The following is a 23,609-nucleotide window of genomic DNA, read 5'->3' as shown; positions in this document are numbered from 1 at the left end:
CAAGACACTTCAATTTCAATCGTTAGGACTCAAAATGCCAGCAGCTATCAACTACTCAGGGACATCTATCGAGTTGCCAGAGGGGATCAAGGTTGATGAGCTCGCGAACGTCCTTCAAAACATTCAGAACTCTGGGGAATACCGGTATTTCGTTCTCGACCTGCCGGGTGTGGTGCCGAAGCGGATACGGCTGATGTTCGGCCCTGGCATTCCCTATGCCCTCGTCAGTGACCCCTTGGACGGCCACGAGGCCGAGCTCTCGGACGATGACCTAGCCCAGTTCATGACAGGCTCCGGAAGCTAAAAGGTCATGATGCGTGAGCTCGGCGGATCAGCCGCAGCGATAGCGAAGTGGAGGACCTTCACGCCACGCAAGCGGAGTTCAAGACGTGGCGTGAAGTCAGCGAACACAAGGACCTCAGCTACAGGACCTCGCTGAAGGCTCGCTAGAGAACCATCATCCGGTTTTCGTTCCCGGTACGGCGAGGCGCTGAACCATCTGCTCCCGGCGTCCTGGTTGTTTCGTTAATGAACCGCGTTCCCTGAACCTTGTGCCAGGCCCCGGGACCATACTCCCAAATTGCCGACCAGTCGTTGTTCGCTTTACCCGTGCCCTGGAGAACCTGAAGTACTCCTGAGTCCAGGATCTTGTAGGCGTGGTGGCCGTTCTCGTCGTCGTTATGCCGTGAAAGCTCAGCATCCTCATTGCTGTAAATGACCACTGCCACTTCGCCATTCCCCCTTTATCAATAGCCGCTGCCCTGTGCAGCAGAACAGCTACAAGCGTACCCATCAGCACCGACACAAAACCCTTGGAGGAAACCATGACAGCCCCCGCAACAGAGGCGACGGAACAGACCCAAACCACTCAGATCAACACCCCGGGCCAAGTTCCCGGCAGTTTAGGGAATATCGGGTTGTTGTATAGGGAATGTTGGGGTAGGCTCGCCGGCCGCGTAGGGAAAACTAGGCCCAACGCGTAACGCTCGATAGATTCCGAGCCATGACAACTTCCTCTAACAACCTTCGCGGTGATGCAAGGGTCAAGCAGGTGGCTGAGTTCTTGGGGCACCACCCTGTGACCATCCGCAATATGGCGCGACAAGGGGTTTTCCCGAATGCCTACAAGGCCGGCAGCGGCAGCAAGAACTCCCCATTACGGATCCCCTGGTCTGACGTGGACCGCTGGCGGGAACTCCACCCGCGAGCCAGCAGATAGCCCTCCCGACCGCCTAGTGTCCGCCGGCCTCAGTGGCGCTCGAACTGAGATGTTCCTGACACTGTATTGACACCAAACTGCACACCGGGTTGTATAAGGAGTGCCGGTGACAAGACATCCCAGGGAAGTCTTCCGACAGGATAGCCGGCACTAAACTTTTGTGATTCCTGGCGTTCGCCGTCCCCACGGGTGGAACTCGGTCCTCAGGGTTGGTAGGACATGTGGCTCCAGCCAAGAGCAGCTCTTACCCTCGAGCCGCCGCTGGATGGCCCACAGACCGTAGTCCGCCACTTGGAGCCCCCAAGATGACGAGGACTTCCACACGCAGAGCTTAATATCACGGTTAATCTGGTGACAGACGTCCTCCAAAGCCATCTTCGCGGCCGTCTGACGTGCTGCGGTGCCGAAAGTTCCTGCGACCACGTACAAGGTATCGCCTCGGTTGGAGACCTGAATCGCGACCTCTTTCAGGTGAAGGTACCAAGCCATCTTGTACAGGTAGTTCTGGCCCTTCCTTTTGACAGACTCATATGCTTGAGCCTTGTACAAAAAGGTGCTGTCGAAGCGCGGAGCCTGCTCACCGATAAGCCGGAAGACACGGTCCTTGGTGTCCTTTTTGTCATTGACAGCATGGAAGCCTTCCGGCAGATACACGCCAGAGCTCGAGATTTCTGCCCTCAATTTCATGCCGCCGAAGAGGGCGTCCGCATGGTCTCCAACGAAAACCGCGGTGCCGAACCCGAAGTAGGTGGACGCACCATTCTTGCCTTCACCGTCGTAGTCCAGGTTGCCTGTTTCGTCGGCATAGAGGTAGACGTCGGACATCGTGCGCTGCTTTCTTCATGATCCTTATCGAACTTCCCCAGCGTACCGTCTCGGCCCTGACAGAAAATGCTGACGTCTGCTCAGTTGCAGCGATGCAGAAGACCCGGCGAAGGGCACCGGATCAAGCAGCTTCGACCCAACGTTTACCCAACGAAAACGACGACATGCGATGACATTCAATGACTAGTTGCGTTGCTGCGGGTGAGCGTGGATGGCCCTGTCTGTAACGCAGAATGACTCCTTACGCTTCACGTCAACATTGGCCGCCGCCTAATCCGTGGGTCGTGGGTTCGATCCCCACAGGGCCCACCCTCCAAGACAGGCCGGAGACGTTGAGTCTCCGGCCTGTTTTTTATTGCCGCACGAGCCCTCGGCAATTCGTCAATCCCGCCGGACAACGGTGTGCTCAGGGAACCAGCGCGGGACCGGGTGTGCGGGTGGCGATGATCGACGCGTGGGGGCGCGCCTCTGGGTCTTTCCTGGAGTTTGAGCTGGTTACCAGGAATCCGGCTCTGTCGAGGCACTTCCCCATCTCCGCGACGGACCAGAAGTACGCGGGCATCACCGCGTGCGGAAACTCTTCGACAGCTTCGCCTTCGAAGAAGGCAAGCAAGAGACTGCCTCCGGGTTCAAGGCACCGGGAGAACTCCGCCAAAACGGAGGCGATGTCATCCGGGCTGGTGTGGATCAGGGAGTACCAGGCAAGGATGCCCGCCAAGGACTGGTCCGGTACCTGCAGTTGTTCCAGCGACCCCACACGGAATGCGGTGTTTGGATAGTGCTGCCTGGCGGATTCGATGAATTCCGAGACGATGTCTACACCCTCCGCGTCAACCCTAAGGGCATGAAGGAAGTTGGTCCATTGTCCGGGCCCGCAGCCAGCGTCGATCACTTTGCCGCCGAGCCCGTGAGCCCAGGCCGCAATCAACGCCTGATCAGCGGGATGGGTGTTGTCGATGGTCCCGAAAAGCTCGGTGTACTCCTTGGCGCGTGCACCATAGGCTGATCTGACGGATCCGTGTGACATGGGCACAGCCTATCGAGGCCCTCACCTGCGCAAACGTAGTGTGCCGCGACAGCAGGCAATTAGGCGATCTGCTGCGTTCCGTCGTGGAACATGGGAAATGCGGAGATAGGTGTGACCGTGGCGGTCGGGCCGGGCTCCGGTTCCTGCGCCGGGGCTGCCCCGACAGGTTCGTCAACGGTCACGATCTCCATGGATTCCATATCGAGCAGTCGTCGGCTTCCGGTCTCATCCTGAAGCCAGAAGAGCTCGGTTCCGGCCACCGTCTTGACCACGGTTCCCCGATGGTAGAGGCGGCCGTTGTGCCAGGCCTCGACGTACTCGCCTGCGTTCAGTGCGTGGGCTGCTTCGGCAGTTCCCGGCATTGCGCCGAAGGCCTGGGCCAGGCTGGCCTGCGTCTTCAACGCCTGGAAAAGGTCCCTGTTCGCGATAGTCATGTGCGCTCCCCTCAAACTGTCGCCGTGCGTATGCCTCCAGCTTTGTGCATCTTTGTTGCGGGCGCGTTGCAAGGGGATGAGCGGTGTGTGACGTGCCCCCGCTCCTCCGATGCTGAGACGCAGGACAGCGTCGTACCTACTCGTCAAAGACCGCAGTTATGCATTGGTCGCCCGCAATCTGCGCGATCACGCCCTCCGCTACGGCCCTGAGCTTGATGTTGCGATGGCTGGAAGCATTCACCAGGATCTGGAATGCGTTGTCGCGACTGCAACGGTTCTGCGCCATGATGATGCCGACAGCCGTATCGATAGCGGCCCGGGAATCCAACGCGGCGGCAAGATTTTCACGGGCGTCCTTCAATTGGGCGATTTTCAGGGCCAGATGAAGCGCTTTGGCCCCCGTGGCAGTAACCCGCTGCGCGGTGAGTAGATCCTCCTCGCCAAAGCCATGCACACGGGTCGAATACAGGTTAACTACTGCCTCGGCGGTGTTGTTCAGCTCCATGGGCAACGCCAGGATGGAGCCGACGTTGGTGCGTGCCGCCGCCTTCATATAGTCGGGCCAGCGAACTTCGTGCCGAATGTCCGGCACATGGGTTATTTTCCTTGTCCGCAGGGCTGTCAGGCACGGACCATCATCGAAGCTGTTCTGGATGTCCTCCAGCCTGCGCGCCAGGAGGTCGCTTTCCGCGACGGCCACCGGCTTCTTTCGCCGGATCACCGTCACGCCACAAGCAACTGTATTGGCGGGCGTGGTGAGCTTCCTGGCAGTCATTTCTGCCAGGTCCTCAAGGAACTCGCGGATGTCGGTGTTATTAACCAGCAGGTTTTGCAGGTGCTCCAGGAAATCCGTCAGGTCCAGCTGGGCTTCATCAGGCAAAGCGCCCGGGCTGTGGTTGATCATTGGTCTTTCCTGTGGAGCAGATCCTGCAAGCCTTCGGGCGGTGGTACTGCAGTGTCCTGGGCCATGTGGCCTCACTTCGGAAAGACCGGATTTCACGCAATTCCGGCTGGGCGGAGGTTGTGCTCGCGTTCGAGCGCAACCCGGATCATTCAACCCCGGACCGTCACCACCCGAAATCTCCTACTTGGGACAGTACGCCTGTGCACGCCCACAAGATACAGCTGGCGGGGCCGCCGCCGTCGGGCATTCAGGGAAAGCAGTCCGCACCCCAGGACGTTAGTGTTTTAGGCATGAACGTGATCCCCGCCGAAGTGGTTACTCCTGCAGTCCTGATCGACGCCGATGTCCTTGACCGGAACATAGAGCGCATGGCGTCGAGCATGCTCAGCCGGGGCCTGCGGCTTCGCCCGCACGTGAAGACGCACAAGACCCTGGAGATCGCCCGGAAGCAGTTGGCCGCCGGGGCTGAGGGGATCACGGTCGCAACCATCGGCGAGGCCGAGGTCTTCGCGGCGGACGGGGTGAGGGACATTTTCATCGCCTACCCGCTCTGGGTGGACGCGCCACGCGCTGAACGCCTGAGGGCGCTCGCGGCCTCAGGCCGGATCGCTGTGGGCGTGGATTCTGCGGAAAGCGCGACGGCGATGGGTCACCAGATGGGCGCCGACGCGGGGCGGATTGAGGTGCTCGTCGAAATCGACAGTGGGCATCACCGCAGCGGCGTGTTCCCTGGCGAAGCAGCGGACGTAGCCCGTGCCGCTGCTGGAGCGGGTCTGACGGTGGCGGGCGTGTTCACGTTCCCTGGCCACAGTTACAAACCGGGAATGCCCACCGGTGCCGCGAGCAACGAAAACGATGCACTGGGCCGGGCCGCGACGGCGTTGACCGAAGCGGGCTTCGAGGTGACCACCATCAGCGGGGGATCGACGCCGACGGCCCTTATCGCCGGGGAAACGGTAGCCACGGAGCTCCGCCCCGGCGTCTACGTGTTCGGCGACGCGCAGCAACTGGAACTGGAACGCTGCACGTGGGAGGACATCGCCCTGACGGTAGCCGCCACCGTCGTCAGCCGCCACGAGGCCACGGGTGGAAACGTGCGACGCGTTGTGGTGGATGCGGGCAGTAAAATCCTGGGCAGCGACCGCCCCGACTGGGCCACTGGCTACGCTCGGCTGCCTGAATATCCCGAAGCCAGGGTCACCGCACTTTCGGAGCATCACGCCACCGTTGTGTGGCCGGATTCTGCCGAACTCCCTGCACTGGGTACCAGGCTTCGGGTCATCCCAAACCATGTGTGCCTTGCCATGAACCTGGTGGATGAGGTCACCGTGGTCCGCAATGGCACCGTGGTGGACACCTGGAGGGTGGCGGCCCGCGGGCGAAACAACTAGGCCACAGCCGGAATACCCTGGACCAGCGTGTGGAATTCGCGGTTGTGGTAAACCAGCGGAGCTGAACTGGAAGCACTGGACCTGATATCCAGGACCTCCGCGGCCAGAAGTACGGAGCTGCCCAGGGCTGCCCGGTGGACTATTTCGCAGCGAAGCGCCCATTGGGCCTCCCTGAGCAGGGGCTCACCTGTGGGCAGCACCTCCCAGTCCATGTGGTCGGTGAAACGTGGAGCCGCCGGGTTGGCAAAAATCCGGACGAGTTCCAACTGGTCAGCGCTTACCAGGTGCACCACGATCGTCTGGGCCGCCGCAATGACGGAAGCGGATCGCCCGCTCGTGACTGAGAATGCCAGCGTCGGTGGATCGACGGCCACTGATGCCACCGATGATGCAGTGAGCCCCACCGCGCCGTCGGGTCCGGTAGCCGTAACGATGGCGACGCCTGCCGGATGGCCGCGGAACGCGCTCTTGAAGAGCTCGCTGACTCGCGGGGATGGCACGGGTAGGGAACCGCTCATTCAAACACCTCTGGGGAACTGGCCGGGATGCGCTGGATTTTGTGCGCGCACCGGAACTGATGCTAGGACCTCAACTTAAGTTGAGGTCAATTCCTGTAGATTCGACCAGCGGGTGAGACCATTTGGTAACCTGACCGAAACCTGCGCTCCCTAGGCTGGTTTCAACTTCATAGCCCATGCCCAGTTCCAGGAGAGCCGATGCATCTTTTGCCCCGTGAGCAAGAGAAACTCATGATCGTAGTGGCCGCCGACCTCGCCCGGCGCCGCCAAGGACGCGGGCTCAAGCTCAACTATCCCGAAGCTGTGGCGATCATCAGCTACGAGCTCATCGAAGGCGCCCGGGACGGCAAGACCGTAGCTGAGCTCATGAGCTACGGCACTACCCTTCTCCGCCGCGAAGACGTGATGGAAGGCGTGCCGGAAATGATCCACGACGTCCAGATCGAGGCCACCTTCCCTGACGGCACCAAGCTCGTCACCGTGCACAACCCCATCCGATAGGCGGCCCTCATGATCCCCGGTGAATACAGGCTCCAGCCAGGCTCCATTGCGTGCAACAGCGGCCGCGAGGCAATCGCCGTCGAAGTCGTCAACCACGGCGACAGGCCCGTCCAGATTGGTTCGCATTACCACTTTGCCGAGGCGAACCGCGCCCTGGAATTCGACCGCAAAGCCGCCTACGGCCGCCGCCTGGACATTCCCGCAGGCACGGCGGCGCGCTTCGAGCCGGGAGACAGGAAAACTGTCCAACTGATCGAGATCGCGGGGGCCCGCGAAGTCTTCGGCCTCAGCAACGCAGTCAACGGAAAGCTCGACGGCGGAACCGGGGTTGACGGGTCAGCCCGCCCGGGCGTCGCAGCGGAAAGGGACCACCAGTGAGCTTCGAAATTCCCCGCCGGCAGTACGCCGAGCTTTACGGCCCGACGACGGGCGACGCCATTCGGTTGGCTGACACGGAGTTGTTCCTCGAAATCGAAAAGGATTACACCCTCTACGGCGAAGAAGTGGTCTTTGGGGGCGGCAAGGTAATCCGTGACGGCATGGGCCAGAACGGACAATTGACCCGCTCCGAAGACATTCCGGACACCGTCATCACCAACGTGATCGTCCTGGACTACACCGGCATCTACAAGGCGGACGTAGCCCTCAAGGACGGGCACATCTTCAAGATCGGCAAAGCCGGCAACCCCCAGATCACCGACGGCGTGGACATCGTCATTGGGGCCAGCACGGAGATCATCGCCGGAGAGAGGAAGATCCTCACTGCCGGCGGCATCGACACGCACATCCACTTCATTTCCCCGGAACAAGTTCCCACGGCCCTGTGCAACGGCATCACGACGATGGTGGGCGGGGGCACCGGTCCGGCTGAGGGGACCAAGGCCACCACCATCACGCCCGGCGCCTGGCACATCTCGCGGATGCTTCAGGCCGTCGAGGGGCTTCCGGTCAACATCGGCCTGTTCGGCAAGGGCCACGCGTCCGCCGTCGAGCCCCTCGCCGAGCAGATCCGCGCAGGCGCCGTCGGGCTCAAAGTCCATGAGGACTGGGGATCCACTACGTCGTCCATAGATATGTCCCTGCGTGTGGCCGATGAATATGACGTCCAGGTGGCCATCCACACCGACACCCTGAACGAGTGCGGCTTCGTGGAAGACACCATCGCGGCAATCGACGGCCGTGTCATCCACACCTTCCATACCGAAGGCGCCGGTGGCGGACACGCACCGGACATCATCAAGATTGCCGGATTGCCCAACGTGCTGCCGGCCTCCACGAACCCCACGCTCCCGTACACGAAGAACACCATCGAAGAGCACCTGGACATGCTCATGGTGTGCCACCACCTCAACCCGGACATTCCCGAAGACGTGGCCTTCGCCGATTCCCGCATCCGTGCGGAAACGATCGCCGCCGAAGACGTGCTCCACGACCTCGGTGTTTTCGCGATCACCTCATCCGACTCCCAGGCCATGGGACGGGTGGGCGAAGTGGTCACCCGCACGTGGCAGGTAGCCGATGCCATGAAGCGCCAACGGGGAGTTCTCCATGATCCGTCGGGCGCCCCCCATGGCTCGCCTGACAGCGACAACTTCCGGCTCAAGCGGTACGTCGCCAAGTACACGATCAACCCGGCCATCGCGCAGGGCATGGCGGACACCATCGGCTCGGTGGAACCGGGTAAGTTCGCCGATCTGGTCCTCTGGGATCCGGCGTTCTTCGGCGTGAAGCCGGAAGTAGTCATCAAGGGTGGCGAGATCGCCTACGCTCTCATGGGAGATTCAAACGGCTCCATCCCGACCCCGCAGCCCCGCACTATGCGGCCCATGTTCGCCACGTACGGCAAGGCCCTGCAACAGTCCTCCATCACCTTCCTCTCCAAGGCAGCCATCGAGGCCGGGGTGCCGGACGAGCTCGGCCTCGAACGCATCATCAAACCCGTTTCCGGCATCCGCAACCTCACCAAAGCGGACCTGAAGCACAACGGCGAAACCCCGGACATCGGCGTCGACCCCGAAACGTACCAAGTGACGGTCGACGGCGAAGAAGTCACCTCCCAGCCGTCCGACGTGCTGCCCATGGCGCAGCGCTACTTCCTCTTCTAGGACATCCATGATCATCGAAAGAATCCTCGGCAACCTGCACGAATTACCGGGCGACGCCTACGAGGGTCACCACAAGGAAAAGGTGGTGCTCCCCAGCAGCCTGCTGGTCAAGCGCATCCAGCGCGTCACCACCGATCACGGCAAGGAGCTCGGCATCCGGCTTCCCTCGGGAACAGGGGACCTGCGTGACGGCGACATCCTGGCCATCGAAGACACCAACCTGATTGTCATCTCCGTGCTGCCCACCGACGTCCTGGTGATCGCGCCCCGGAGCATCCATGAGATGGGAGTGGTGGCACATTCGCTTGGCAACCGGCACCTGCAGGCGCAGTTCTTTGATGCGTCGTCCGAGTACCGGGCCGAAGTCATGGTGTGCCAGTACGACCACACGGTCGAAGACTATGTGAAGAGCGTCGGCGTCCCCTACGACAGGCAAGAGCGGGTCATGCCGGTGCCGTTCCGCCATGCTGAGCACTCGCACTAGCTATCAGCTGGCTCTTCAACAGCTGACTGACTCGGCGCTACCTACAGGGGCGTTTGCCCACTCCTTGGGGTTTGAGGGCTACATTGAGCGCGGCTTTGTGGGTGATGAGGGCTCATTTGGTACCTGGCTGGGTGCCTTTGTGGGGCAGCAGCTGAGTTATTCCGATGGCTTGGCTATCCGCTTCCTTTACGAAGGGATGGATGTTGGATTGTTGGACCGCGTGTTGTCCGGGCAGTTGCTGGCCCGGGAGGTGCGGGAAGCTTCCCTGAAGATGGGCGGCCGCCTCCTGGAGATCGGCGGCGAGGTGTTCCCGTCCACGGGGTTGGAGGCCTACCGGGAGTTGGTCCGCGACGGCCGCGCATCGGGACACCAGCCCTTGGCCTTCGGTGTGATTGCCCGGTCGCTGGGGGTGCCCTTCGAGGAGGCGCTGTCGGCATACCTCTTTGCCACCGTCACTTCCCTGACGCAGAACGCGGTACGCGCCATACCGCTCGGGCAGAACGCCGGGCAGCGGGTACTTCGGGACGCGCACGACGCCGTCGCTACCGCCATCAAGGTTGTAGCACAGCTGTGCTGGGACGACTTTGGGGCCGTAAGCCCCGGACTTGAAATTTCACAAATGCGGCACGAACGGCAACGTGCCCGCATGTTCATGAGCTAACTGATGCAAAGGACAGAACACATGACAGAACCCATCAGGATCGGTGTAGGCGGACCCGTCGGAGCAGGCAAAACCCAACTCGTGGAACGCATCACCCGGCACATGAGCGGCGACATCTCCATGGCTGCCATCACCAACGACATCTACACCATCGAAGACGCCAAAATCCTCGCCGCCAACGGTATCCTCCCCGAAGACCGGATCATCGGCGTCGAAACCGGCGGATGCCCGCACACCGCCATCCGCGAAGACACCTCCATGAACACCGCGGCCATCGAAGAACTGAAGGCACGCCACCCCGACCTGCAGGTCATCTTCGTAGAGTCCGGCGGCGACAACCTCTCCGCCACCTTCAGCCCCGAACTCGTGGACTTCTCCATCTACATCATCGACGTCGCCCAGGGCGAGAAGATCCCCCGCAAAGCCGGGCAAGGCATGATCAAGTCCGACCTCTTCATCATCAACAAAACAGACCTCGCCCCCCACGTCGGGGCGGACCTGGCCATCATGGAGCGGGACTCCAAGGAGTTCCGCGGCAACAAACCGTTCTGCTTCACCAACCTGAAAACTGACGAAGGGCTCGAAAACGTCCTGAGCTGGATCCGGCGGGATGTCTTGATGCTCGACTTGGCGCAATGAGCCGCATCGCGACGGCGGCTTCGCCGGATTTTGGGCCGTGCCCGCTTCGCGATGCCCGCCACGCCGCGGCCCAAAAATCCGGCTCACCCACCTCGGCGGTCACGTCGCCAAGGGGTGAACTCCGGTTACAGATCGCCGTGCGGAACGGACGGTCTGTTGCTGCGCGGCAGTTCCATGAGGGGGCTTTGCGGGTGCTTCGGGCGCATTACTTGGATCAGAGTGGGCAGGTTTGCTACGTCATGGTCAATCCGGGTGGGGCGTATCTGGGGGCGGATTTGTTCCTTGTCGACGTGGAGGTGGAAGACGGGGCGGACCTTCTGCTCACCACGCAGTCGGCTACCAAGATTTACCGGACTCCGGGGTCCTTTGCTGAGCAGCGCATGAACATCAGGCTGGGGGAGGGCGCTCGGTTGGAGCTGGTGCCCGACCAGTTGATCGCCTACCGGGAGGCCAGCTACCGGCAGAATTCGCGCATCAGTCTCCACCCGTCGTCGTGCCTTGTCATGGCGGAGGTCGTCACGCCGGGATGGTCGCCGGACGGTGTTGCCTTCAAGTATGAAGAGGTGCGGCTGCGCAACGAGATCTGGATCGAGGACGACGCCGGGCCGGCGTTGTTGGCGGTGGACAACCTTTTGATCCGCCCGCCTGTAAACGACGTCAGTGGGATGGGGTTCATGGAGGGTTTCAGTCATCTGGGCTCGTTGGTGGTGGTGGACCCACGGGTGGGCCAGGAACTTGCTGACGAACTGAGCCACTTGGCTAGTGACTTTGACGCCTATACGGGTGTTTCGTTGACGCAGACCCTTGCCGGAAGCACCGGTCTCGTGCTGCGATCGTTGTCGAACAGCACTGGGGAACTCAACAATTTACTAGGTGCCTGCACCAGCGTTCTGCGGGAACGTTGGTTCGGCCAGGCGCCTTTGAACCTGAGGAAGTACTGATGACCGCGCTGACTGAGTTCGCCACCATGTACCGGGAGCGCGAGAACCTTTCCCTGCGGACCCGATTGCTGTTCACCTTCGGTGCCGTATCCGCGTTGCATGCCGCCGCCGTCGTTCTTCTGCTCGCCGGCGCCGCCGGCGGTGCCCAACCGTTGGCGCTGGGTCTGGTGGTCACCGCGTACGTGGCGGGCATTAAGCACAGTTACGACTGGGACCATATCGCTGCGATCGACAATTCCACCCGGAAGTTCGTCGCCCAGCACAAGGACCCCGTGAGCGTGGGTTTCGCGTTCAGCCTGGGCCACAGCTCGGTGGTGGTGCTGGCCGGATTGCTGGTGGTGGCGGGAGCCACGCTGGTGGGGCAGTTCATGGAGGACGGCACCACAGGCAACAAGGTGCTGGGCTTGATCGGGAGCGGCGTCTCGGGGCTGTTCCTGCTGGCGATGGGCCTCTTCAACGGCTCGGCCTTCGTGAGCGCCACCAAGCTGTACCGGGACGTGCAAGCCGGCAGCGAGGTCCGCCACGAAGACCTCGAAGCGAAAGGCTTCGTCGCCCGGCTGCTGGCCAAACCACTGTCCAAGGTGGAGCGGCCACGAAACATATACGTGATCGGTTTCCTGTTCGGGCTGGGCTTCGATACCGCCACCACCATCGGGCTGCTGGTGATAACCACGACGGCGTCACTCGCCGGAGTATCGCCGCTCGCCTTGATGGCGCTGCCGCTTGCGTTCACCGCAGCCATGACCCTGTGCGATTCCGCCAACGGCGTGGCCATGATGAAGATGTACAAATCCGCGATCAACAATCCGCAGCGCAAGCTGGGCTTCAACGCGCTGATAACAGGTATCTCGGCTGTGTCGGCCCTGTTCATTTCCGTGATCACGCTGGGCGGGTTCGCGAATGCCGCTTTTGGGCTGCAGGACCCGCTGACTTCGTGGCTCGGCGAAGTGGACCTCGGCGACGCGGGCCTGATCCTCGTGGCATTGTTCGCCATGGTGTGGGCTGTGTCCGCATGGCGGGGACGGGTTGCCCGCAGGGACTAGGAAGCTGCCACTGCGTTGAACAACGCTGTGGTGTCCACGCCCAGGTCCGGGGTGTCCAGGACATTCGTCAGGAACACCACGCAGCGATCCTGCTCAGGGAACATCCACCACTCCGTTCCTGACCAACCGGGGTGGCCGTAGATCCCCCGTGCGATCAACTCGGACTCGTTGGCCGGCAATTGGAATCCCAGACCGGTGTGGCGAAGAGGTTTGGGCCGGGTGGTGATGTGTGAAAGCTCCGTGGTCCGAGGCCGGCGCATGGCTGCCAGTGTGGCTGGTTGGACGGCCTTGCCGGAATCCCTGAGCAACTCCGTTCCGAGATTGAGCAGGTCCGTCGCTGTTCCGAAGAGTCCCGCCCCCGGATGCCTTTGCTGGAACATGGCCTCGGCGTTCAGTCCCTCCGCCTCGGTTCCGTGCACCGTATGTGGGTTGCAGTCCGTGCTGAAAGTGAGGCCGCTTGCGCCGGTGTCGGCTGCCAGGGACAGGACCTGCTCCTCAAAAGGACGCCCATCAGCCCACTCGGCCATGGCTGCTGCACCCTCGAAAGCGATGTTGCAGTACTGGACCAAGGATCCCGCGTAGAAGGTCTGGCCCGCCGAGGTGAGGGCGTCGCGGAGGGGGACACCGTCGTCGAGCTCCGGGTCGGTGATCCCGGACCGGTGACTGAGCAGGTGCTCCAGCGTTACGGTGTCGGTGCGGCCGGCGCCGAAACCCGGAACCGCCGTCGAGAGCGCGTTGCCCAGCGATAGCTTTCCCAACTCGACCTGGCGCATGACGGCCAGGGCACTGATGGGCTTTGAAACGGAGAACAGCGCGAAGTGGTCGTCGACGGTCGCTTGCCGGCCGCCGTCGGACCCGAAGGCTACGACGTCCTCAATGCCGTTGCTTGACGCGATCCCCAGAACCGAAAGCGGCACGCGGCCGAGGTCTACCTGCTGACGCGCCCACTCAACTGACGCTCCTGTTTTCACCATGACTCGAAACTATCGCAGGGATCACAGCAAAAACTCTTCGCCGCGTGTAACCATGGCGACCGGGCCGGAAACTAAACAAGTATCCTGCAGGTCCGGGTTCTATTTTTCAGGGGGAATCGTGCTTTCCGAGCGCGAATTGGCATTCATCGCCATTCACAAAGACAGCTATCCATCCGTCTACAAGTTCGTTTGCCGACGCGTTGAATCGTCGCATGTGGCGGAGGAGATAGCAGCGGATGTATTCCGCGTCGTGTGGCAAAAATGGGTGGACGACTCACGCCCGGACCTCGCCTACTTGTTGACCATTGCCCGCAACCTGGTGGGCAACGCGTACCGCAGCCGCGACAGGCGGCAGGCGCTGCAGGAGAAATTGCGCACGACGGCGGTCCAGCGGTTTGGCGACAACTCGGAAAACGTTGCCGTTCAGGAAGCGATGGACCGCCTTCGCGAGAAGGACCGTGACATATTGCAGCTGGCCTACTGGGACGACCTGGGGATCGCCGACATCGCCGCTGTGCTGCAGTGCAGTGAATCAGCAGCGAAAGTCCGTCTCCACCGGGCACGCGCGGCCTTCCGGAAGCAGATGCCTGCAGGGGCCGACCCGACTACAGAGAAGATGGGGGTCTGAAGACAATGGATCCGATCAAGAACCAAATTTCAGCTATTGACCCGCTCACTATCGATCCAGTGACGGAACCGAACGGCGAAGAAGCCCTGCACAAGATCCTGTCGGGATCCACTGTGTACAGCGACAGCAGCCCACTGGCTGGGGTCACGTCCCTGGAAAACCGACGGCGGCGCAAGGCCCAGATCGCCGGCGGGCTCCTGCTGGGCGCCGCCGCAGTAACGGCCGGGGTGCTTGTCGCAGCGAATTTCGGGACCGTGACCTCAACCCCGGCGCCCGCGAACACGGTGACGTCGACGGAGGCGACCCCCACACCCAGTGCGTCCGCAACGCCGACTCCTACGGCGACGCCGTCCGCAACGCCCACGGCAAGCCCGACGCCCACAACCACCCAGGCGCCGACCCCCACCGTGCCTGCTGCACCGACAACCGCTCCGGTGGTCCCGCCGGTGCAGGTTCCCACGAGCCAGACCTTCACCTTCCCGGACGGGCACCTGTCCTTCACGTACCCGGTGGGCTGGAGTGTCCGGGCGGAACAGGGACCGTACGATCCGCCCGGGACCGCGGAAGCCTCACGCATTGTGACTGTTTTCGATGCCGCTGGGGCCGAGGTAGCGCGCGTGTTCAACGGAAACTACGCGGATGGGACGGGCGGCTGGGTGAAGCGAACCGTCTACGACCGCACCACAGTACCTGGAGTGGTTTCCACAACCTCAGCCAGTGATCCCGTGCAGTTCGGCTTCTTTGCCCATCAGGCGGCCATGATGGTTCACCCGGGAGAAACGCCTTCGACCACGGAGCTGGATCAGACGCCCACATACATCATGGATGTCCGCCTGGCCTCAGAGATGCAATCCGGGGAAACGGGCTCAGGTATCAATCAGGTCCGTGTGCCCAACGGAATCATGAGTGCCTACGCGATCTTCGACCCCGCCAAGCAGCCGGCCTTCGCCACTCCAGAGGCAGCCAAAGCCTGGATGAAGACCACGCAATACGCGCAGCTGAAGGCACTTTTTCTTAGCCTGAGCTACAAGTAGCCGGGGCCACGCAGGGTTCCTGTGCAAAAGCACTGTGCCGCAGGAGAACGTTATTCATTTGTCCATAACGATCATCGCTTGAGTTTCATAGGGTTGAGGAGATCTGCTTCACAAAATCCCCCGAACTACCCAAGGATGAGTTTCAACGATGAAGAGCATCGCCCTCCTGCGCGAACGAGCCACCCGCGTCATGCCTACCGGTTCCCACTGCCCGGCGTCGGGCCTGTGGAGCCCGGACTCCGACCCGGAAGCAGTCCAAGTCTTCGCAGAGGGCAGTGTTCTTCCGTCCTACCAGGGCACGCCCACGGTTTGGCGGCGGCGATCCACGGCTGAAGTCCCGGCATGACCAGCACCATCCTGAACAGGCCCGCCGATTACCGCCACGTCCCGTCGGCGGAATGGTCTGAGCTCAGCGCCGGTGATCCCGTGTGGATTTACGATGTCGCGTGGGGCGCAGGGGTCGGTCGGGTGGACGACGTTTCCAAGCACCAGGAGTTGCTCTGGGTCGTCCTCGAACCGACGGGCCGCAAGCTCATCTGCGGCACGGACGACGTCGAGGTCTGGTCCGCCTGAAAACTCGCCGAGATGGCACATGATGACAATGTCTGAGCGGATGATTGTCATCAAGTGCCATCTCGGTGTCAGTTAACCCGCCGGGACAAGGACGCTGGGAGAACCCGTCTCTACCCGGCCCACCTGGCCACCCGGCAGTCCCGTTTCCGGGTGGAGCCTGAAGCTCACGACGTCGTCGGAACCTTCGTTCGCGACGTACAGCCAGCCTTCGCGGACCAAGTGGTGGCGCGGCCATTCGCCGCCACACGGCGCGTCCGCCAGGGGTTCGATTTCGGTGCCGTCCTCGGAGACCGCAAGCACGCAGATGCGGTTGGTTCCGCGGACGCCAACGTAGGCGAAGCGGCCGTCCGGAGACAGGGCGATTTCAGCTCCCGCGTCGCCCTCCTCTGCGCCGTTGGTGCTTGCCGGAACCATCGCAGTCAGCTCGTACGTGCCTTCGGGCTGCATACGGAGTGCGGCCACTTCCACCGAGTACTCCGTATCCACGAACACTGTGCCGCTGTGGTGGCGGGCCATGTGCCGGGGGCCGGATCCTTCCGGCAGGACCACCTGGTGGTCGATCACCAGCCCCTCACCCGCCACGTACTTCCAGATGCGCACCAGGTCGTGTCCAAGGTCAGTGGTCATGACGCGGCCATCGGGAAGCATCAGGCTCGAATGGGCGCGGCTGGGCCGGCCCGGCTCCGGAGCCACTGCGGTGTGGGGATCGACGGCGGCTTCCGCGCTGGTGCGCGAGGTGATGGCGCCGTCGTCGTCCAGTTCGTACAGGATGACCTGGCCGTCGCCCCAGCAGGTGGCCACGATGAAACGGCCTTGGGGATCCGCAGCGACGTGGCACGTGGCCTCGCCCGCGGGCCACGGTTCCCCGAAAGCCTCCAGCTCAGCGGCACCCGTCCTGCGATAGGCCTGCACAGTCTTGCCCTCCTCCGCCACGGCGTAGAGCACCGGGAGCGTGGGGTGCAGCGCAAGGAACGACGGCGAGTTTGCCTCGATGGCCAGACCGACCGAGGTTAATTGGCCGTTGTCATCGGCGGAAAGGGCTGTGATGCCCTTCCCGTTTCCGTTCCTGTCGGCAGTGTAGGAGCCGGTCCAGATGAGTGTTTCTGCTGTTTCCATGGTCAGTGCCCCTGAACGTCCGAGTCGACGCCCGCGTCCGGGCCGGCGTCGAGTGTTTGCAGTTTGCTGAGGTCATCCTGGTCCAGCTCGAAGTCGAACACCTCCAGGTTCTCCTTCATCCGTTCCGGGTTGGCGGTCTTGGGAATGGCAACCAGGCCCTGCTGCACGTGCCAGCGAAGCACAATCTGGCCCGGGCTCTTTCCGTGTTTCTCGCCAACCGCAGCCAGGACAGGGGCGTTCAACAACTCGCTGCTGGCCCCCAATGGACTGTAGGACTCGGTGATGATGCCGTGGCGTTCGTTGAAAGCCCGTGCGGCGGGCCGGGGAATGGAAGGGCTGACCTGGATCTGGTTGACGGCGGGAACCACGTCCGTTTCCCGGAAAAGGCGGTCCAGGTGCGCGGGCTTGAAGTTGGAAACCCCGATGGAGCGTGCTTTGCCGGACGCCCGGAGTTCCTCGAAGGTCTTCCACGTGGAGACGAATTCGTCGCGGCGGGGGAGCGGCCAGTGGATGAGGAGCAGGTCCACGTAGTCCAACCCCAGGCGTTCCAACGAGCCGTCCAGACCAGCAACGGCCTTGCCGGAACCCTGGAATTCCCCGTCCAGCTTGGTGGTGATGAAGAGGTCCCCGCGGTCCACCCCGCAGGCCCGGATGCCGTTGCCCACGCCCTTCTCATTGCCATACTTCACGGCGGTATCGATATGGCGATAGCCGCGGGATACAGCCTCCACAACGGCATCCGCCACCTGTGCGTCATTCAGGGGCCACGTGCCCAGTCCCAGTTGGGGAATCCTGTTGCCGTCGTTGAGCTCGATGAGCGGGGCAAATGTCATGGCCGTCTGTTCCTTTCATAGAGCCTCATGGAGCCGATCGCTGAGCTCCATGTAGTCCTCGTTCACCACTTGAAGCTCAGGATGCTGATCATGCCACGCCACGATCTCCCTTGCACCGTCCGCGAAGGGGATTGTTGCCCGATAGTCCGGAACGAGGGCTTTGATCTTGGAGTTGTCGAAAACCACGGAGTGGGAGCGGTCGCCCAGCAGATTGGGTCCCAGCTCCGGGCTGTGGGCGGCTATGGTTTCGGAGGACACGTGGAAAAGCGCGGGCTCCGGAATCCCGGCCGCCCGTGCAAACAAGCGGTAGATCTGGTTCCACGGCAGGTACTCGTCGGAGGTGATGGTGTAACTTTCGCCAACAGCCTGTGGCCGTCCAAGGAGGCCCACGAAAGCCTTGGCGAAATCGCGGCTGTGGGTCACAGTCCACAGCGAGGTGCCATCACCATGGACCATGACCGGCATCCCCACACGCATACGGTGGATATCCGTCCAGCCACCCACCATGGCAATTTTGGTCCGGTCATAGGTATGAGAAGGCCGCACCACCGTCAGTGGGAAGTCCTGCTCACGGTACGCCTCGAACAGCACTTCCTCGCAGGCGATCTTGTCCCGCGAGTACTGCCAGAACGGGTTCTTCAAGGGCGTCGATTCCCTGATGGGCAGTGTGGTGGGCGGCTTCTGGTACGCCGAAGCGGAACTGATGAATACATACTGCCCCGTCCGCCTGCGGAACATCTCCACGCCGGCCAGCGCCTGGTCCGGGGTGTAGGAGATAAAGTCCGCAACGGCGTCGAACTCCCTTCCCTGAAGTACCTCACGCACAGCCTGGGGATCGCGGATGTCGGCATGCAGCACCTCAGCGCCATCAGGGACCGGCCGGCCGGCTGACCGTCCCCTGTTGAGGATGGTCAGCCGGTGGCCCAGATCGACGGCGCGTTCAGCCGCTGACGCACTGATGACCCCGGTCCCACCGATGAACAGGATGTTCCGTGGTGCGACCGTATCCGCAGTTTGGCCGAGACTGTTTAGGAGGGGGCTGCTCACCAGGCGTAGTCCTCAGGGGCGGGACGGTGGCCCGGGAAGATGTCATCGAGCCGCTTGAGCGCGTCCTCGTTCAGTGTTACATCCAGTGCCCGGATGGCGGCGTCCAACTGTTCCTGCGTGCGGGGCCCCACGATCGGTGCCGTCACGGCGGGCTGGTGGAGCAACCAGGCCAGTGCTACGTCGCCAGGGGCGTGGCCGAGCTCGTCCGCGAAATCCTCGTACTGGCGGATCTGGTCCTCATGCTTCTTGAGGGTTTCAAGCGCACGGCCCTCTGTGCGGCGCACACCCTGCTCTTCCTTCTTCAGCACACCGCCCAGCAAGCCACCCTGCAACGGTGACCAAGGGATCAGGCCAAGGCCATATTGCTGTGCGGCCGGGATGACTTCCAGCTCCAGTTCGCGCTTGAACAGGTTGTAGATGGACTGCTCGCTGACCAGTCCGGTGTAGTTCCGCCGGCGCGCGGCCTCTTGCGCCTGCGCGATGTGCCAGCCCGCGAAGTTGCTGCTGCCCGAGTAGAGGATCTTGCCCTGCTGGACCCCGACTTCGATCGCCTGCCAGATCTCGTCCCAGGGCGTATCGCGGTCGATGTGGTGGAACTGGTAGATATCAATGTAGTCCGTCTGCAGCCGTTTCAGGCTGGCATCCAGGGCCCGCCGGATGTTCAGTGCAGACAACTTGGACTCGTTGGGGCGGTCCGTCATGGTGCCGTAGAGCTTGGTGGCCAGGACGGTCCGTTCGCGGCGCTCGCCGCCCTTCGCGAACCAGCGGCCAATGATTTCCTCGGTCCAGCCGCGGTGCTCGGCTCCGCCGTAGACATTCGCGGTGTCAAAGAAGTTGATGCCGGAATCCAGTGCGGAATCCATGATCGAGTGGGCGGTCGCTTCGTCGGTTTGCGGACCGAAGTTCATGGTGCCCAGGCAGAGACGTGAAACTTTCAGGCCGGAGCGGCCCAAGTGGGTGTACTGCATAGCTGCGGGGTCCTTTTGTCTCGTTGAGTGGCTACATTTGGGTGAAAGCGGCGACGGCGGGATCGGAGCCGATGCGGGCGCCCGCCTCCAGTGCGGTGATTGCTGCCAATTCCGATTCGGTCAGGGTGAGGTCTGCCGCGCCGAAGTTCTCGCGCATGCGGGTGGAGTCAGCGGACTTCGGGATCACGATGGTCCCTTGGGCCAGGTGCCAGGCCAGGATCACCTGGGCAGGAGTGGTGCCGTGCGCCGCCGCCACCAACGCCACCTGCTCGGCGTTCAAGTCCTTGCCCTGTCCCAGCGGACTGTAAGCCTCGACGGCGATGCTCAGATCGCGGCACTTGTTCGCCAGATCACCCTGCTGATACGTGGGGTGGAGTTCGATTTGGTTGACGGCAGGCACCACCTCTGTTTCCCGGAGGAGGGTGTCCAGATGGTCGGATAGGAAGTTCGAGACGCCTATCGCCCGGATCTGCTTGTCCTGATACAGCTTCTCCATCTCCTTCCATGCCTGCGTGTAAAGTCCCTGTGACGGGACGGGCCAGTGGATCAGATAGAGGTCTATGACCTCCAGGCCCAGTGCGTCCCTGCTGCGCTGGAACGCGTCGTAAGCCTCGCCCTGCTCGCCGTTGCGGAGCTTGGTGGTGATAAAAAGTTCCTCGCGGGGAATCCCCGAGGCCGCGACGGCCGCGCCGACTCCGGCCTCGTTGCGGTACGCGGCCGCGGTGTCGATGTGGCGGTAGCCGGCCTCCAATGCATCTTCCACCACCTTCTGCGTTTCATCCGCAGGCACTTGGAATACACCAAATCCCAGCTGTGGGATGGTGACGCCGTTGTTCAATGTCAGCTCTGGCATGACGGTCTCCTTCGACTGGATGGTTTGGGTGGTGACACTCCAGAAAGCGTTTTCGGGGGCTCGATACTGAGCCTATGCAGTTTTGGGGGCTGAGTCAGCAATCCTGCCTGATCCTGTTTTTCCTAGGTCTGGTAGTCCTACCCAAAATGGTGGTCTTTCAAGCACCCGGAACGGCAGAATGGACGGATGGGTCAAAGCGCGGAGTTCGGTAAATTCCTCAAAGTCATGCGTGCCCGCCTCTCACCCGACGACGCCGGGACGCAGGAGTCGGGCGGTTCCCGCCGTGTCCCCGGACTCCGCCGTGAGGAGGTCGCCAGGCTCTCGGGCGTCAGCACCGACTACTACACGCGGCTGGAACAGGGCCGCAACATCCACCCCTCCAAGGCAGTCCTGGAGTCCGTCGCACGGGCGCTCCGCCTTGACGCGGGGGAGCAGGCACACATGATGGACCTGCTGGAACACTGTGCCAGCTCCTCCGGCAACCCGGGCCCGGTGCAAAAGGTGCGTCCGGCGTTGCGGCAACTCCTGGACGCCGTCGGCGATGTTCCTGCAATGCTGCTGGGCAGGCGGGCGGACGTCTTGGCCGCCAACCGGATGGCGCACCTGCTCTTCACCGATTTCTCCGCGCTGCCCGCACCCGAACGCAACCTGACTCGGTGGATCATTCTGGATCCAGCAGCGGGGAGCCTGTTCAGGGACTGGAAAACGGTAGCCGCCGAAGCCGTCGGAGCTCTGCGGATGGACGTCGGCAGGCATCCCAACGATCCCCAAACCAACCAGCTGGTGGGTGAACTTGCCGTGCACAGCGAACACTTCCGCCAATGGTGGGCCGGTCACCGTGTGGCCACCAGGTCCGCCGGCACAGTCCGGCTGCACCACCCCGTGGTGGGGGACCTGGAACTGAACTTTGAAACCCTCAGTCTCCCGGACGACCCCGACCAGCTGCTAAGGGTGTATTCGGCGAAGGCGGGTTCGCCGTCGTCGGACGCTTTGACGCTGCTGAACTTTGGCGACGTGGGCACTGCCTCGCAGGTGCCCGAGCCTGCGCGCCGAGATGACAGTTAATGCCGATGTTCCTCTGAAACATCGGCATTATCTGTCATCTCGCGCAGAGCTTTTCAGCGCTCCAGGCGGAAACCAAGTTTGATGGTGACCTGCCAGTCGGCCACTGCGCCGTCCTCAAGGTGACCGCGGATCTCCTTGACCTCAAACCAGTCCAGGTTGCGCAGGGTCTGGGACGCGGTGGCGATGCCGTTCTTGATCGCGTCGTCAACGCCTTCGCTGGAAGTTCCTACAATTTCGGAAACGCTATATGTGTGGCCAGCCATGGTGCTCCTCATCAACGTCTTGCGAATATATGGAAGGAAAATCTGGCCCGCCAAGCAGGCCGTCCAAGCAGACTAGCTCACTGTCCACCGGGCGGCCAGAGCCAGCCGGGGCTTAGCTTTCGCGCCAGTCGTTGCTGGTAATGTGCGATCCCGCCTGCGGTCCCATTTGCAGCATTCCTCCGTCCACCGGCCACGATGCGCCATTGACGTAACTGGCTGCCGGGGACGCCAGGAACGCGATGACTGCGGCGATCTCCCTGGCATCTCCTGGCCGTCCCAGCGGAACCCCCGGCCGTTCCTCCTGCTCCGGGTCCTGGTCGGTTTGCCCCGTCATGGGGGTCGCAATTTCGCCGGGTGCGACGTTGTTCGCGGTGATCCCGTACTCGGCCAGTTCCAAGGCCATGGTTTTAATCAGCCCACCCAGGCCATGCTTGGAGGCGTCATAGGCCGAGGCTCCCACCCGGGGTTGGAACTCGTGCACGCTGGTCACCGCGATGATGCGTCCGCCGCGTCCCGCTTTGACCATGCGTTTAGCCGCAGTCTGCATGGCAACGAATGCGCCGTTGAGGTTGGTGTCCAGGGTGGACATCCAAGTGTCGTAGTCGAGCTCCAGGAACTTGATGCCGTCGCCGGTGCCGGAGTTGTTGACGAAGACGTCGACGCCGCCGAGTTCATCGGCCAGCTTCCCGATGGCGGCGGCTGTTCCGCGGATGTTCGTGGTGTCCAGCTGCTGGATGACGGCTTTGCGGCCCAGCCCCCGGACCTCCTCCGCGGTTTCTTCGGCGCCTTGCTGGTCCGAATGCCAGGTAATCCCTACATCCATGCCGGCCAGGGCCAAAGCCACCGCGGTAGCCCGTCCGATGCCTGAATCCGATCCCGTGACGATGGCGGTCTGCGGGGAGAATGGTGCGTCGCTCATGGTCCTGCCTTTCGGTCGTGTGATCGTTCCGATGACCTATCCCTACCCGGACCAGCCGCGCCGTAAACACCGTATGCCTGTACTTGCCCCGGCGGATACGGATGGAGTGTAGATTTCTTGCAGCAGTACCCAGTAAATCCCCTGAACCAGGAGTACTCATGTCAGAAGTAATTGTGGTCGGCGTCGACAACAGCGAAACGGCCAAGCGGGCGGCAGTGGCAGCAGCGAAGCTCGCCACCGCGCTCGGTGCGGAACTGCACGTGATCAGCGGTTTCTCCGATGACCGCATTGAGGAATTCGGCAGCGGCAGCGACCGCATCACTGTCTCTTCCGCGGACTCGGCAGAATACGTTGCCCGCAAGGTCTCCGAAGAGTTGGACATTCCCGCCGGTAACGTCAAGTACTTCGCTGCCCGCGGCACTCCGGCCAACGCCCTGATCAACTACGCCGAGACCAACAGCGCCTCGCTGATCGTGGTGGGAAACAAGCGCATGAAGGGCTTGGGACGCGTGCTGGGCAGCATCGCAAACAGCGTGGCACACGGTGCTCCGTGCGATGTCTACATCGTGAACACGGACGTGGACGCATAAGCCCGAATTGAGGTGACAGAGGCCGTTGTGGATGCCCGCAACGGCCTCTGCTGC

The 23,609-nt window shown here is 62.3% G+C and carries 31 protein-coding genes; 17 read left to right on the top strand and 14 right to left on the bottom strand.

Translation table 11 applies throughout. The annotated features are described in order from the left end of the window. Nucleotides 1-34: 34 nt before the first annotated feature. Nucleotides 35-304 (top strand): hypothetical protein, encoded by a 270-nt coding sequence (locus tag ACNQOP_RS19040; RefSeq protein WP_416405459.1) that lies wholly within the window; start codon nt 35-37, stop codon nt 302-304. A 142-nt stretch (nt 305-446) separates the two neighbouring features. Here the strand turns inward: ACNQOP_RS19040 and ACNQOP_RS19035 are convergent, their stop codons facing one another. Continuing rightward, nucleotides 447-728: a hypothetical protein gene (locus tag ACNQOP_RS19035; protein WP_416405458.1), complete on the bottom strand. Its 282-nt coding sequence runs from the start codon at nt 726-728 to the stop codon at nt 447-449. 275 nt (nt 729-1,003) lie between these two features. On the opposite strand from ACNQOP_RS19035, the gene ACNQOP_RS19030 reads away from it, so the two are divergent. Next, on the top strand, nt 1,004-1,219 hold the full coding sequence (locus ACNQOP_RS19030) for a helix-turn-helix transcriptional regulator (RefSeq protein WP_416405457.1): 216 nt from the start codon (nt 1,004-1,006) through the stop codon (nt 1,217-1,219). Between the two features lie 150 nt (nt 1,220-1,369). On the opposite strand, the gene ACNQOP_RS19025 is transcribed toward ACNQOP_RS19030, so the two are convergent. The 4 genes from ACNQOP_RS19025 to ACNQOP_RS19010 form a co-directional block, all read right to left on the bottom strand. After that, nucleotides 1,370-2,044: a DUF3800 domain-containing protein gene (locus tag ACNQOP_RS19025; RefSeq protein WP_416405456.1), complete on the bottom strand. Its 675-nt coding sequence runs from the start codon at nt 2,042-2,044 to the stop codon at nt 1,370-1,372. 406 nt (nt 2,045-2,450) lie between these two features. Continuing rightward, complete coding sequence (locus ACNQOP_RS19020) at nt 2,451-3,071, bottom strand: class I SAM-dependent methyltransferase (RefSeq protein WP_416405455.1); 621 nt, start codon at nt 3,069-3,071, stop codon at nt 2,451-2,453. Between the two features lie 59 nt (nt 3,072-3,130). After that, nucleotides 3,131-3,505, bottom strand: coding sequence for a hypothetical protein (locus tag ACNQOP_RS19015; protein WP_416405454.1), 375 nt, complete (start codon nt 3,503-3,505; stop codon nt 3,131-3,133). Between the two features lie 136 nt (nt 3,506-3,641). Next, a complete protein-coding gene (locus ACNQOP_RS19010; protein WP_416405453.1) occupies nt 3,642-4,409 on the bottom strand; it encodes an ANTAR domain-containing protein in 768 nt (255 codons plus the stop codon). Between the two features lie 290 nt (nt 4,410-4,699). Here ACNQOP_RS19010 and ACNQOP_RS19005 point away from each other — a divergent pair, with 290 nt between their 5' ends. After that, entirely contained in the window at nt 4,700-5,800 is a 1,101-nt protein-coding gene (locus tag ACNQOP_RS19005) for a D-TA family PLP-dependent enzyme (RefSeq protein ID WP_416405452.1), read from the top strand. Here the strand turns inward: ACNQOP_RS19005 and ACNQOP_RS19000 are convergent. Next, nucleotides 5,797-6,318 (bottom strand): flavin reductase family protein, encoded by a 522-nt coding sequence (locus tag ACNQOP_RS19000; RefSeq protein ID WP_416405451.1) that lies wholly within the window; start codon nt 6,316-6,318, stop codon nt 5,797-5,799. The two genes, ACNQOP_RS19005 and ACNQOP_RS19000, sit on opposite strands and share 4 nt — an antisense overlap. 198 nt (nt 6,319-6,516) lie before the next feature. On the opposite strand from ACNQOP_RS19000, the gene ACNQOP_RS18995 reads away from it, so the two are divergent. The 8 genes from ACNQOP_RS18995 to ACNQOP_RS18960 are packed head-to-tail and all read left to right on the top strand — an operon-like array spanning nt 6,517 to nt 12,692. After that, on the top strand, nt 6,517-6,819 hold the full coding sequence (locus tag ACNQOP_RS18995) for an urease subunit gamma (protein WP_235520323.1): 303 nt from the start codon (nt 6,517-6,519) through the stop codon (nt 6,817-6,819). A gap of 9 nt (nt 6,820-6,828) precedes the next feature. Next, nucleotides 6,829-7,197 carry an urease subunit beta gene (locus ACNQOP_RS18990; RefSeq protein ID WP_416405450.1) on the top strand — a complete coding sequence of 123 codons (369 nt, stop codon included), beginning with the start codon at nt 6,829-6,831 and terminating at the stop codon, nt 7,195-7,197. After that, the gene (gene ureC, locus ACNQOP_RS18985; RefSeq protein ID WP_416405449.1) at nt 7,194-8,924 is read left to right on the top strand and encodes an urease subunit alpha; all 1,731 of its coding nucleotides are present in this window, start codon (nt 7,194-7,196) and stop codon (nt 8,922-8,924) included. Before ACNQOP_RS18990 ends, ureC begins: the two co-directional genes overlap by 4 nt. Before the next feature lie 7 nt (nt 8,925-8,931). Beyond that, a complete protein-coding gene (gene ureE, locus ACNQOP_RS18980; RefSeq protein WP_416405448.1) occupies nt 8,932-9,408 on the top strand; it encodes an urease accessory protein UreE in 477 nt (158 codons plus the stop codon). Continuing rightward, on the top strand, nt 9,389-10,069 hold the full coding sequence (locus tag ACNQOP_RS18975) for an urease accessory protein UreF (RefSeq protein ID WP_416405447.1): 681 nt from the start codon (nt 9,389-9,391) through the stop codon (nt 10,067-10,069). The genes ureE and ACNQOP_RS18975 overlap by 20 nt, the downstream gene beginning before the upstream one ends. Before the next feature lie 21 nt (nt 10,070-10,090). Next, nucleotides 10,091-10,708, top strand: coding sequence for an urease accessory protein UreG (ureG, locus tag ACNQOP_RS18970; RefSeq protein WP_416405446.1), 618 nt, complete (start codon nt 10,091-10,093; stop codon nt 10,706-10,708). Then, nucleotides 10,705-11,649: an urease accessory protein UreD gene (locus ACNQOP_RS18965; RefSeq protein WP_416405445.1), complete on the top strand. Its 945-nt coding sequence runs from the start codon at nt 10,705-10,707 to the stop codon at nt 11,647-11,649. Before ureG ends, ACNQOP_RS18965 begins: the two co-directional genes overlap by 4 nt. Beyond that, nucleotides 11,649-12,692, top strand: coding sequence for a HoxN/HupN/NixA family nickel/cobalt transporter (locus ACNQOP_RS18960; protein WP_416405444.1), 1,044 nt, complete (start codon nt 11,649-11,651; stop codon nt 12,690-12,692). The genes ACNQOP_RS18965 and ACNQOP_RS18960 overlap by 1 nt, the downstream gene beginning before the upstream one ends. Here ACNQOP_RS18960 and ACNQOP_RS18955 read toward each other — a convergent pair. Then, nucleotides 12,689-13,666 carry a serine hydrolase domain-containing protein gene (locus ACNQOP_RS18955; protein ID WP_416405443.1) on the bottom strand — a complete coding sequence of 326 codons (978 nt, stop codon included), beginning with the start codon at nt 13,664-13,666 and terminating at the stop codon, nt 12,689-12,691. The two genes, ACNQOP_RS18960 and ACNQOP_RS18955, sit on opposite strands and share 4 nt — an antisense overlap. Nucleotides 13,667-13,784: 118 nt before the next feature. On the opposite strand from ACNQOP_RS18955, the gene ACNQOP_RS18950 reads away from it, so the two are divergent. From ACNQOP_RS18950 to ACNQOP_RS18935, 4 genes are all read left to right on the top strand, one after another. Beyond that, on the top strand, nt 13,785-14,294 hold the full coding sequence (locus tag ACNQOP_RS18950; RefSeq protein ID WP_257370286.1) for an RNA polymerase sigma factor: 510 nt from the start codon (nt 13,785-13,787) through the stop codon (nt 14,292-14,294). A 59-nt stretch (nt 14,295-14,353) separates the two neighbouring features. After that, nucleotides 14,354-15,328 (top strand): hypothetical protein, encoded by a 975-nt coding sequence (locus tag ACNQOP_RS18945; protein WP_416405442.1) that lies wholly within the window; start codon nt 14,354-14,356, stop codon nt 15,326-15,328. A gap of 148 nt (nt 15,329-15,476) precedes the next feature. Next, entirely contained in the window at nt 15,477-15,674 is a 198-nt protein-coding gene (locus ACNQOP_RS18940; protein ID WP_235520313.1) for a hypothetical protein, read from the top strand. Then, the gene (locus tag ACNQOP_RS18935) at nt 15,671-15,901 is read left to right on the top strand and encodes a hypothetical protein (protein ID WP_416405441.1); all 231 of its coding nucleotides are present in this window, start codon (nt 15,671-15,673) and stop codon (nt 15,899-15,901) included. Before ACNQOP_RS18940 ends, ACNQOP_RS18935 begins: the two co-directional genes overlap by 4 nt. 72 nt (nt 15,902-15,973) lie before the next feature. On the opposite strand, the gene ACNQOP_RS18930 is transcribed toward ACNQOP_RS18935, so the two are convergent. The 5 genes from ACNQOP_RS18930 to ACNQOP_RS18910 are packed head-to-tail and all read right to left on the bottom strand — an operon-like array spanning nt 15,974 to nt 20,718. Further along, nucleotides 15,974-17,017, bottom strand: a complete 1,044-nt coding sequence (locus ACNQOP_RS18930; protein WP_416405440.1) for a lactonase family protein — start codon at nt 17,015-17,017, stop codon at nt 15,974-15,976. 2 nt (nt 17,018-17,019) lie between these two features. After that, complete coding sequence (locus ACNQOP_RS18925) at nt 17,020-17,850, bottom strand: aldo/keto reductase (protein ID WP_284986868.1); 831 nt, start codon at nt 17,848-17,850, stop codon at nt 17,020-17,022. 15 nt (nt 17,851-17,865) lie between these two features. Beyond that, a complete protein-coding gene (locus ACNQOP_RS18920; RefSeq protein WP_416405439.1) occupies nt 17,866-18,897 on the bottom strand; it encodes an NAD-dependent epimerase/dehydratase family protein in 1,032 nt (343 codons plus the stop codon). After that, on the bottom strand, nt 18,894-19,865 hold the full coding sequence (locus tag ACNQOP_RS18915) for an aldo/keto reductase (protein WP_416405438.1): 972 nt from the start codon (nt 19,863-19,865) through the stop codon (nt 18,894-18,896). The genes ACNQOP_RS18920 and ACNQOP_RS18915 overlap by 4 nt, the downstream gene beginning before the upstream one ends. Nucleotides 19,866-19,896: 31 nt before the next feature. Continuing rightward, nucleotides 19,897-20,718 (bottom strand): aldo/keto reductase, encoded by an 822-nt coding sequence (locus ACNQOP_RS18910; protein WP_284986871.1) that lies wholly within the window; start codon nt 20,716-20,718, stop codon nt 19,897-19,899. A gap of 186 nt (nt 20,719-20,904) precedes the next feature. Here ACNQOP_RS18910 and ACNQOP_RS18905 point away from each other — a divergent pair, with 186 nt between their 5' ends. Further along, nucleotides 20,905-21,783: a helix-turn-helix transcriptional regulator gene (locus ACNQOP_RS18905; protein ID WP_416405437.1), complete on the top strand. Its 879-nt coding sequence runs from the start codon at nt 20,905-20,907 to the stop codon at nt 21,781-21,783. A 53-nt stretch (nt 21,784-21,836) separates the two neighbouring features. On the opposite strand, the gene ACNQOP_RS18900 is transcribed toward ACNQOP_RS18905, so the two are convergent. Together ACNQOP_RS18900 and ACNQOP_RS18895 are read right to left on the bottom strand one after the other, a co-directional pair. Beyond that, nucleotides 21,837-22,046: a dodecin gene (locus ACNQOP_RS18900; RefSeq protein WP_211710990.1), complete on the bottom strand. Its 210-nt coding sequence runs from the start codon at nt 22,044-22,046 to the stop codon at nt 21,837-21,839. A gap of 112 nt (nt 22,047-22,158) precedes the next feature. Continuing rightward, on the bottom strand, nt 22,159-22,965 hold the full coding sequence (locus tag ACNQOP_RS18895; RefSeq protein WP_416405436.1) for an SDR family oxidoreductase: 807 nt from the start codon (nt 22,963-22,965) through the stop codon (nt 22,159-22,161). A 158-nt stretch (nt 22,966-23,123) separates the two neighbouring features. Between ACNQOP_RS18895 and ACNQOP_RS18890 the strand changes: the two genes are divergently transcribed. Further along, nucleotides 23,124-23,555: a universal stress protein gene (locus ACNQOP_RS18890; RefSeq protein WP_349470815.1), complete on the top strand. Its 432-nt coding sequence runs from the start codon at nt 23,124-23,126 to the stop codon at nt 23,553-23,555. Nucleotides 23,556-23,609 lie beyond the last annotated feature (54 nt).

Origin of the sequence: Arthrobacter sp. LFS091 (genome assembly GCF_047977885.1) — a bacterium.
Classification (GTDB): Bacteria; Actinomycetota; Actinomycetes; order Actinomycetales; family Micrococcaceae; genus Arthrobacter.
This window is presented reverse-complemented; position numbering and strand designations above follow the sequence as displayed.

Bases quoted from the DNA above. Each gene is read 5' to 3' on its own strand.
- ACNQOP_RS18955 (WP_416405443.1), bottom strand. From the start codon at position 13,666: ATGGTGAAAACAGGAGCGTCAGTTGAGTGGGCGCGTCAGCAGGTAGAC.
- ACNQOP_RS18960 (WP_416405444.1), top strand. From the start codon at position 11,649: ATGACCGCGCTGACTGAGTTCGCCACCATGTACCGGGAGCGCGAGAAC.
- ACNQOP_RS18915 (WP_416405438.1), bottom strand. From the start codon at position 19,865: ATGCAGTACACCCACTTGGGCCGCTCCGGCCTGAAAGTTTCACGTCTC.
- ureE (WP_416405448.1), top strand. From the start codon at position 8,932: ATGATCATCGAAAGAATCCTCGGCAACCTGCACGAATTACCGGGCGAC.
- ACNQOP_RS19025 (WP_416405456.1), bottom strand. From the start codon at position 2,044: ATGTCCGACGTCTACCTCTATGCCGACGAAACAGGCAACCTGGACTAC.
- ACNQOP_RS18925 (WP_284986868.1), bottom strand. From the start codon at position 17,850: ATGACATTTGCCCCGCTCATCGAGCTCAACGACGGCAACAGGATTCCC.
- ACNQOP_RS18940 (WP_235520313.1), top strand. From the start codon at position 15,477: ATGAAGAGCATCGCCCTCCTGCGCGAACGAGCCACCCGCGTCATGCCT.
- ACNQOP_RS19010 (WP_416405453.1), bottom strand. From the start codon at position 4,409: ATGATCAACCACAGCCCGGGCGCTTTGCCTGATGAAGCCCAGCTGGAC.
- ACNQOP_RS19005 (WP_416405452.1), top strand. From the start codon at position 4,700: ATGAACGTGATCCCCGCCGAAGTGGTTACTCCTGCAGTCCTGATCGAC.
- ACNQOP_RS18990 (WP_416405450.1), top strand. From the start codon at position 6,829: ATGATCCCCGGTGAATACAGGCTCCAGCCAGGCTCCATTGCGTGCAAC.
- ureG (WP_416405446.1), top strand. From the start codon at position 10,091: ATGACAGAACCCATCAGGATCGGTGTAGGCGGACCCGTCGGAGCAGGC.
- ACNQOP_RS18935 (WP_416405441.1), top strand. From the start codon at position 15,671: ATGACCAGCACCATCCTGAACAGGCCCGCCGATTACCGCCACGTCCCG.
- ACNQOP_RS19040 (WP_416405459.1), top strand. From the start codon at position 35: ATGCCAGCAGCTATCAACTACTCAGGGACATCTATCGAGTTGCCAGAG.
- ACNQOP_RS19015 (WP_416405454.1), bottom strand. From the start codon at position 3,505: ATGACTATCGCGAACAGGGACCTTTTCCAGGCGTTGAAGACGCAGGCC.
- ACNQOP_RS19030 (WP_416405457.1), top strand. From the start codon at position 1,004: ATGACAACTTCCTCTAACAACCTTCGCGGTGATGCAAGGGTCAAGCAG.
- ACNQOP_RS18995 (WP_235520323.1), top strand. From the start codon at position 6,517: ATGCATCTTTTGCCCCGTGAGCAAGAGAAACTCATGATCGTAGTGGCC.
- ACNQOP_RS18930 (WP_416405440.1), bottom strand. From the start codon at position 17,017: ATGGAAACAGCAGAAACACTCATCTGGACCGGCTCCTACACTGCCGAC.
- ACNQOP_RS18895 (WP_416405436.1), bottom strand. From the start codon at position 22,965: ATGAGCGACGCACCATTCTCCCCGCAGACCGCCATCGTCACGGGATCG.
- ACNQOP_RS19000 (WP_416405451.1), bottom strand. From the start codon at position 6,318: ATGAGCGGTTCCCTACCCGTGCCATCCCCGCGAGTCAGCGAGCTCTTC.
- ACNQOP_RS18900 (WP_211710990.1), bottom strand. From the start codon at position 22,046: ATGGCTGGCCACACATATAGCGTTTCCGAAATTGTAGGAACTTCCAGC.
- ACNQOP_RS19020 (WP_416405455.1), bottom strand. From the start codon at position 3,071: ATGTCACACGGATCCGTCAGATCAGCCTATGGTGCACGCGCCAAGGAG.
- ACNQOP_RS18910 (WP_284986871.1), bottom strand. From the start codon at position 20,718: ATGCCAGAGCTGACATTGAACAACGGCGTCACCATCCCACAGCTGGGA.
- ACNQOP_RS18905 (WP_416405437.1), top strand. From the start codon at position 20,905: ATGGGTCAAAGCGCGGAGTTCGGTAAATTCCTCAAAGTCATGCGTGCC.
- ACNQOP_RS18975 (WP_416405447.1), top strand. From the start codon at position 9,389: ATGCTGAGCACTCGCACTAGCTATCAGCTGGCTCTTCAACAGCTGACT.
- ACNQOP_RS18890 (WP_349470815.1), top strand. From the start codon at position 23,124: ATGTCAGAAGTAATTGTGGTCGGCGTCGACAACAGCGAAACGGCCAAG.
- ACNQOP_RS18965 (WP_416405445.1), top strand. From the start codon at position 10,705: ATGAGCCGCATCGCGACGGCGGCTTCGCCGGATTTTGGGCCGTGCCCG.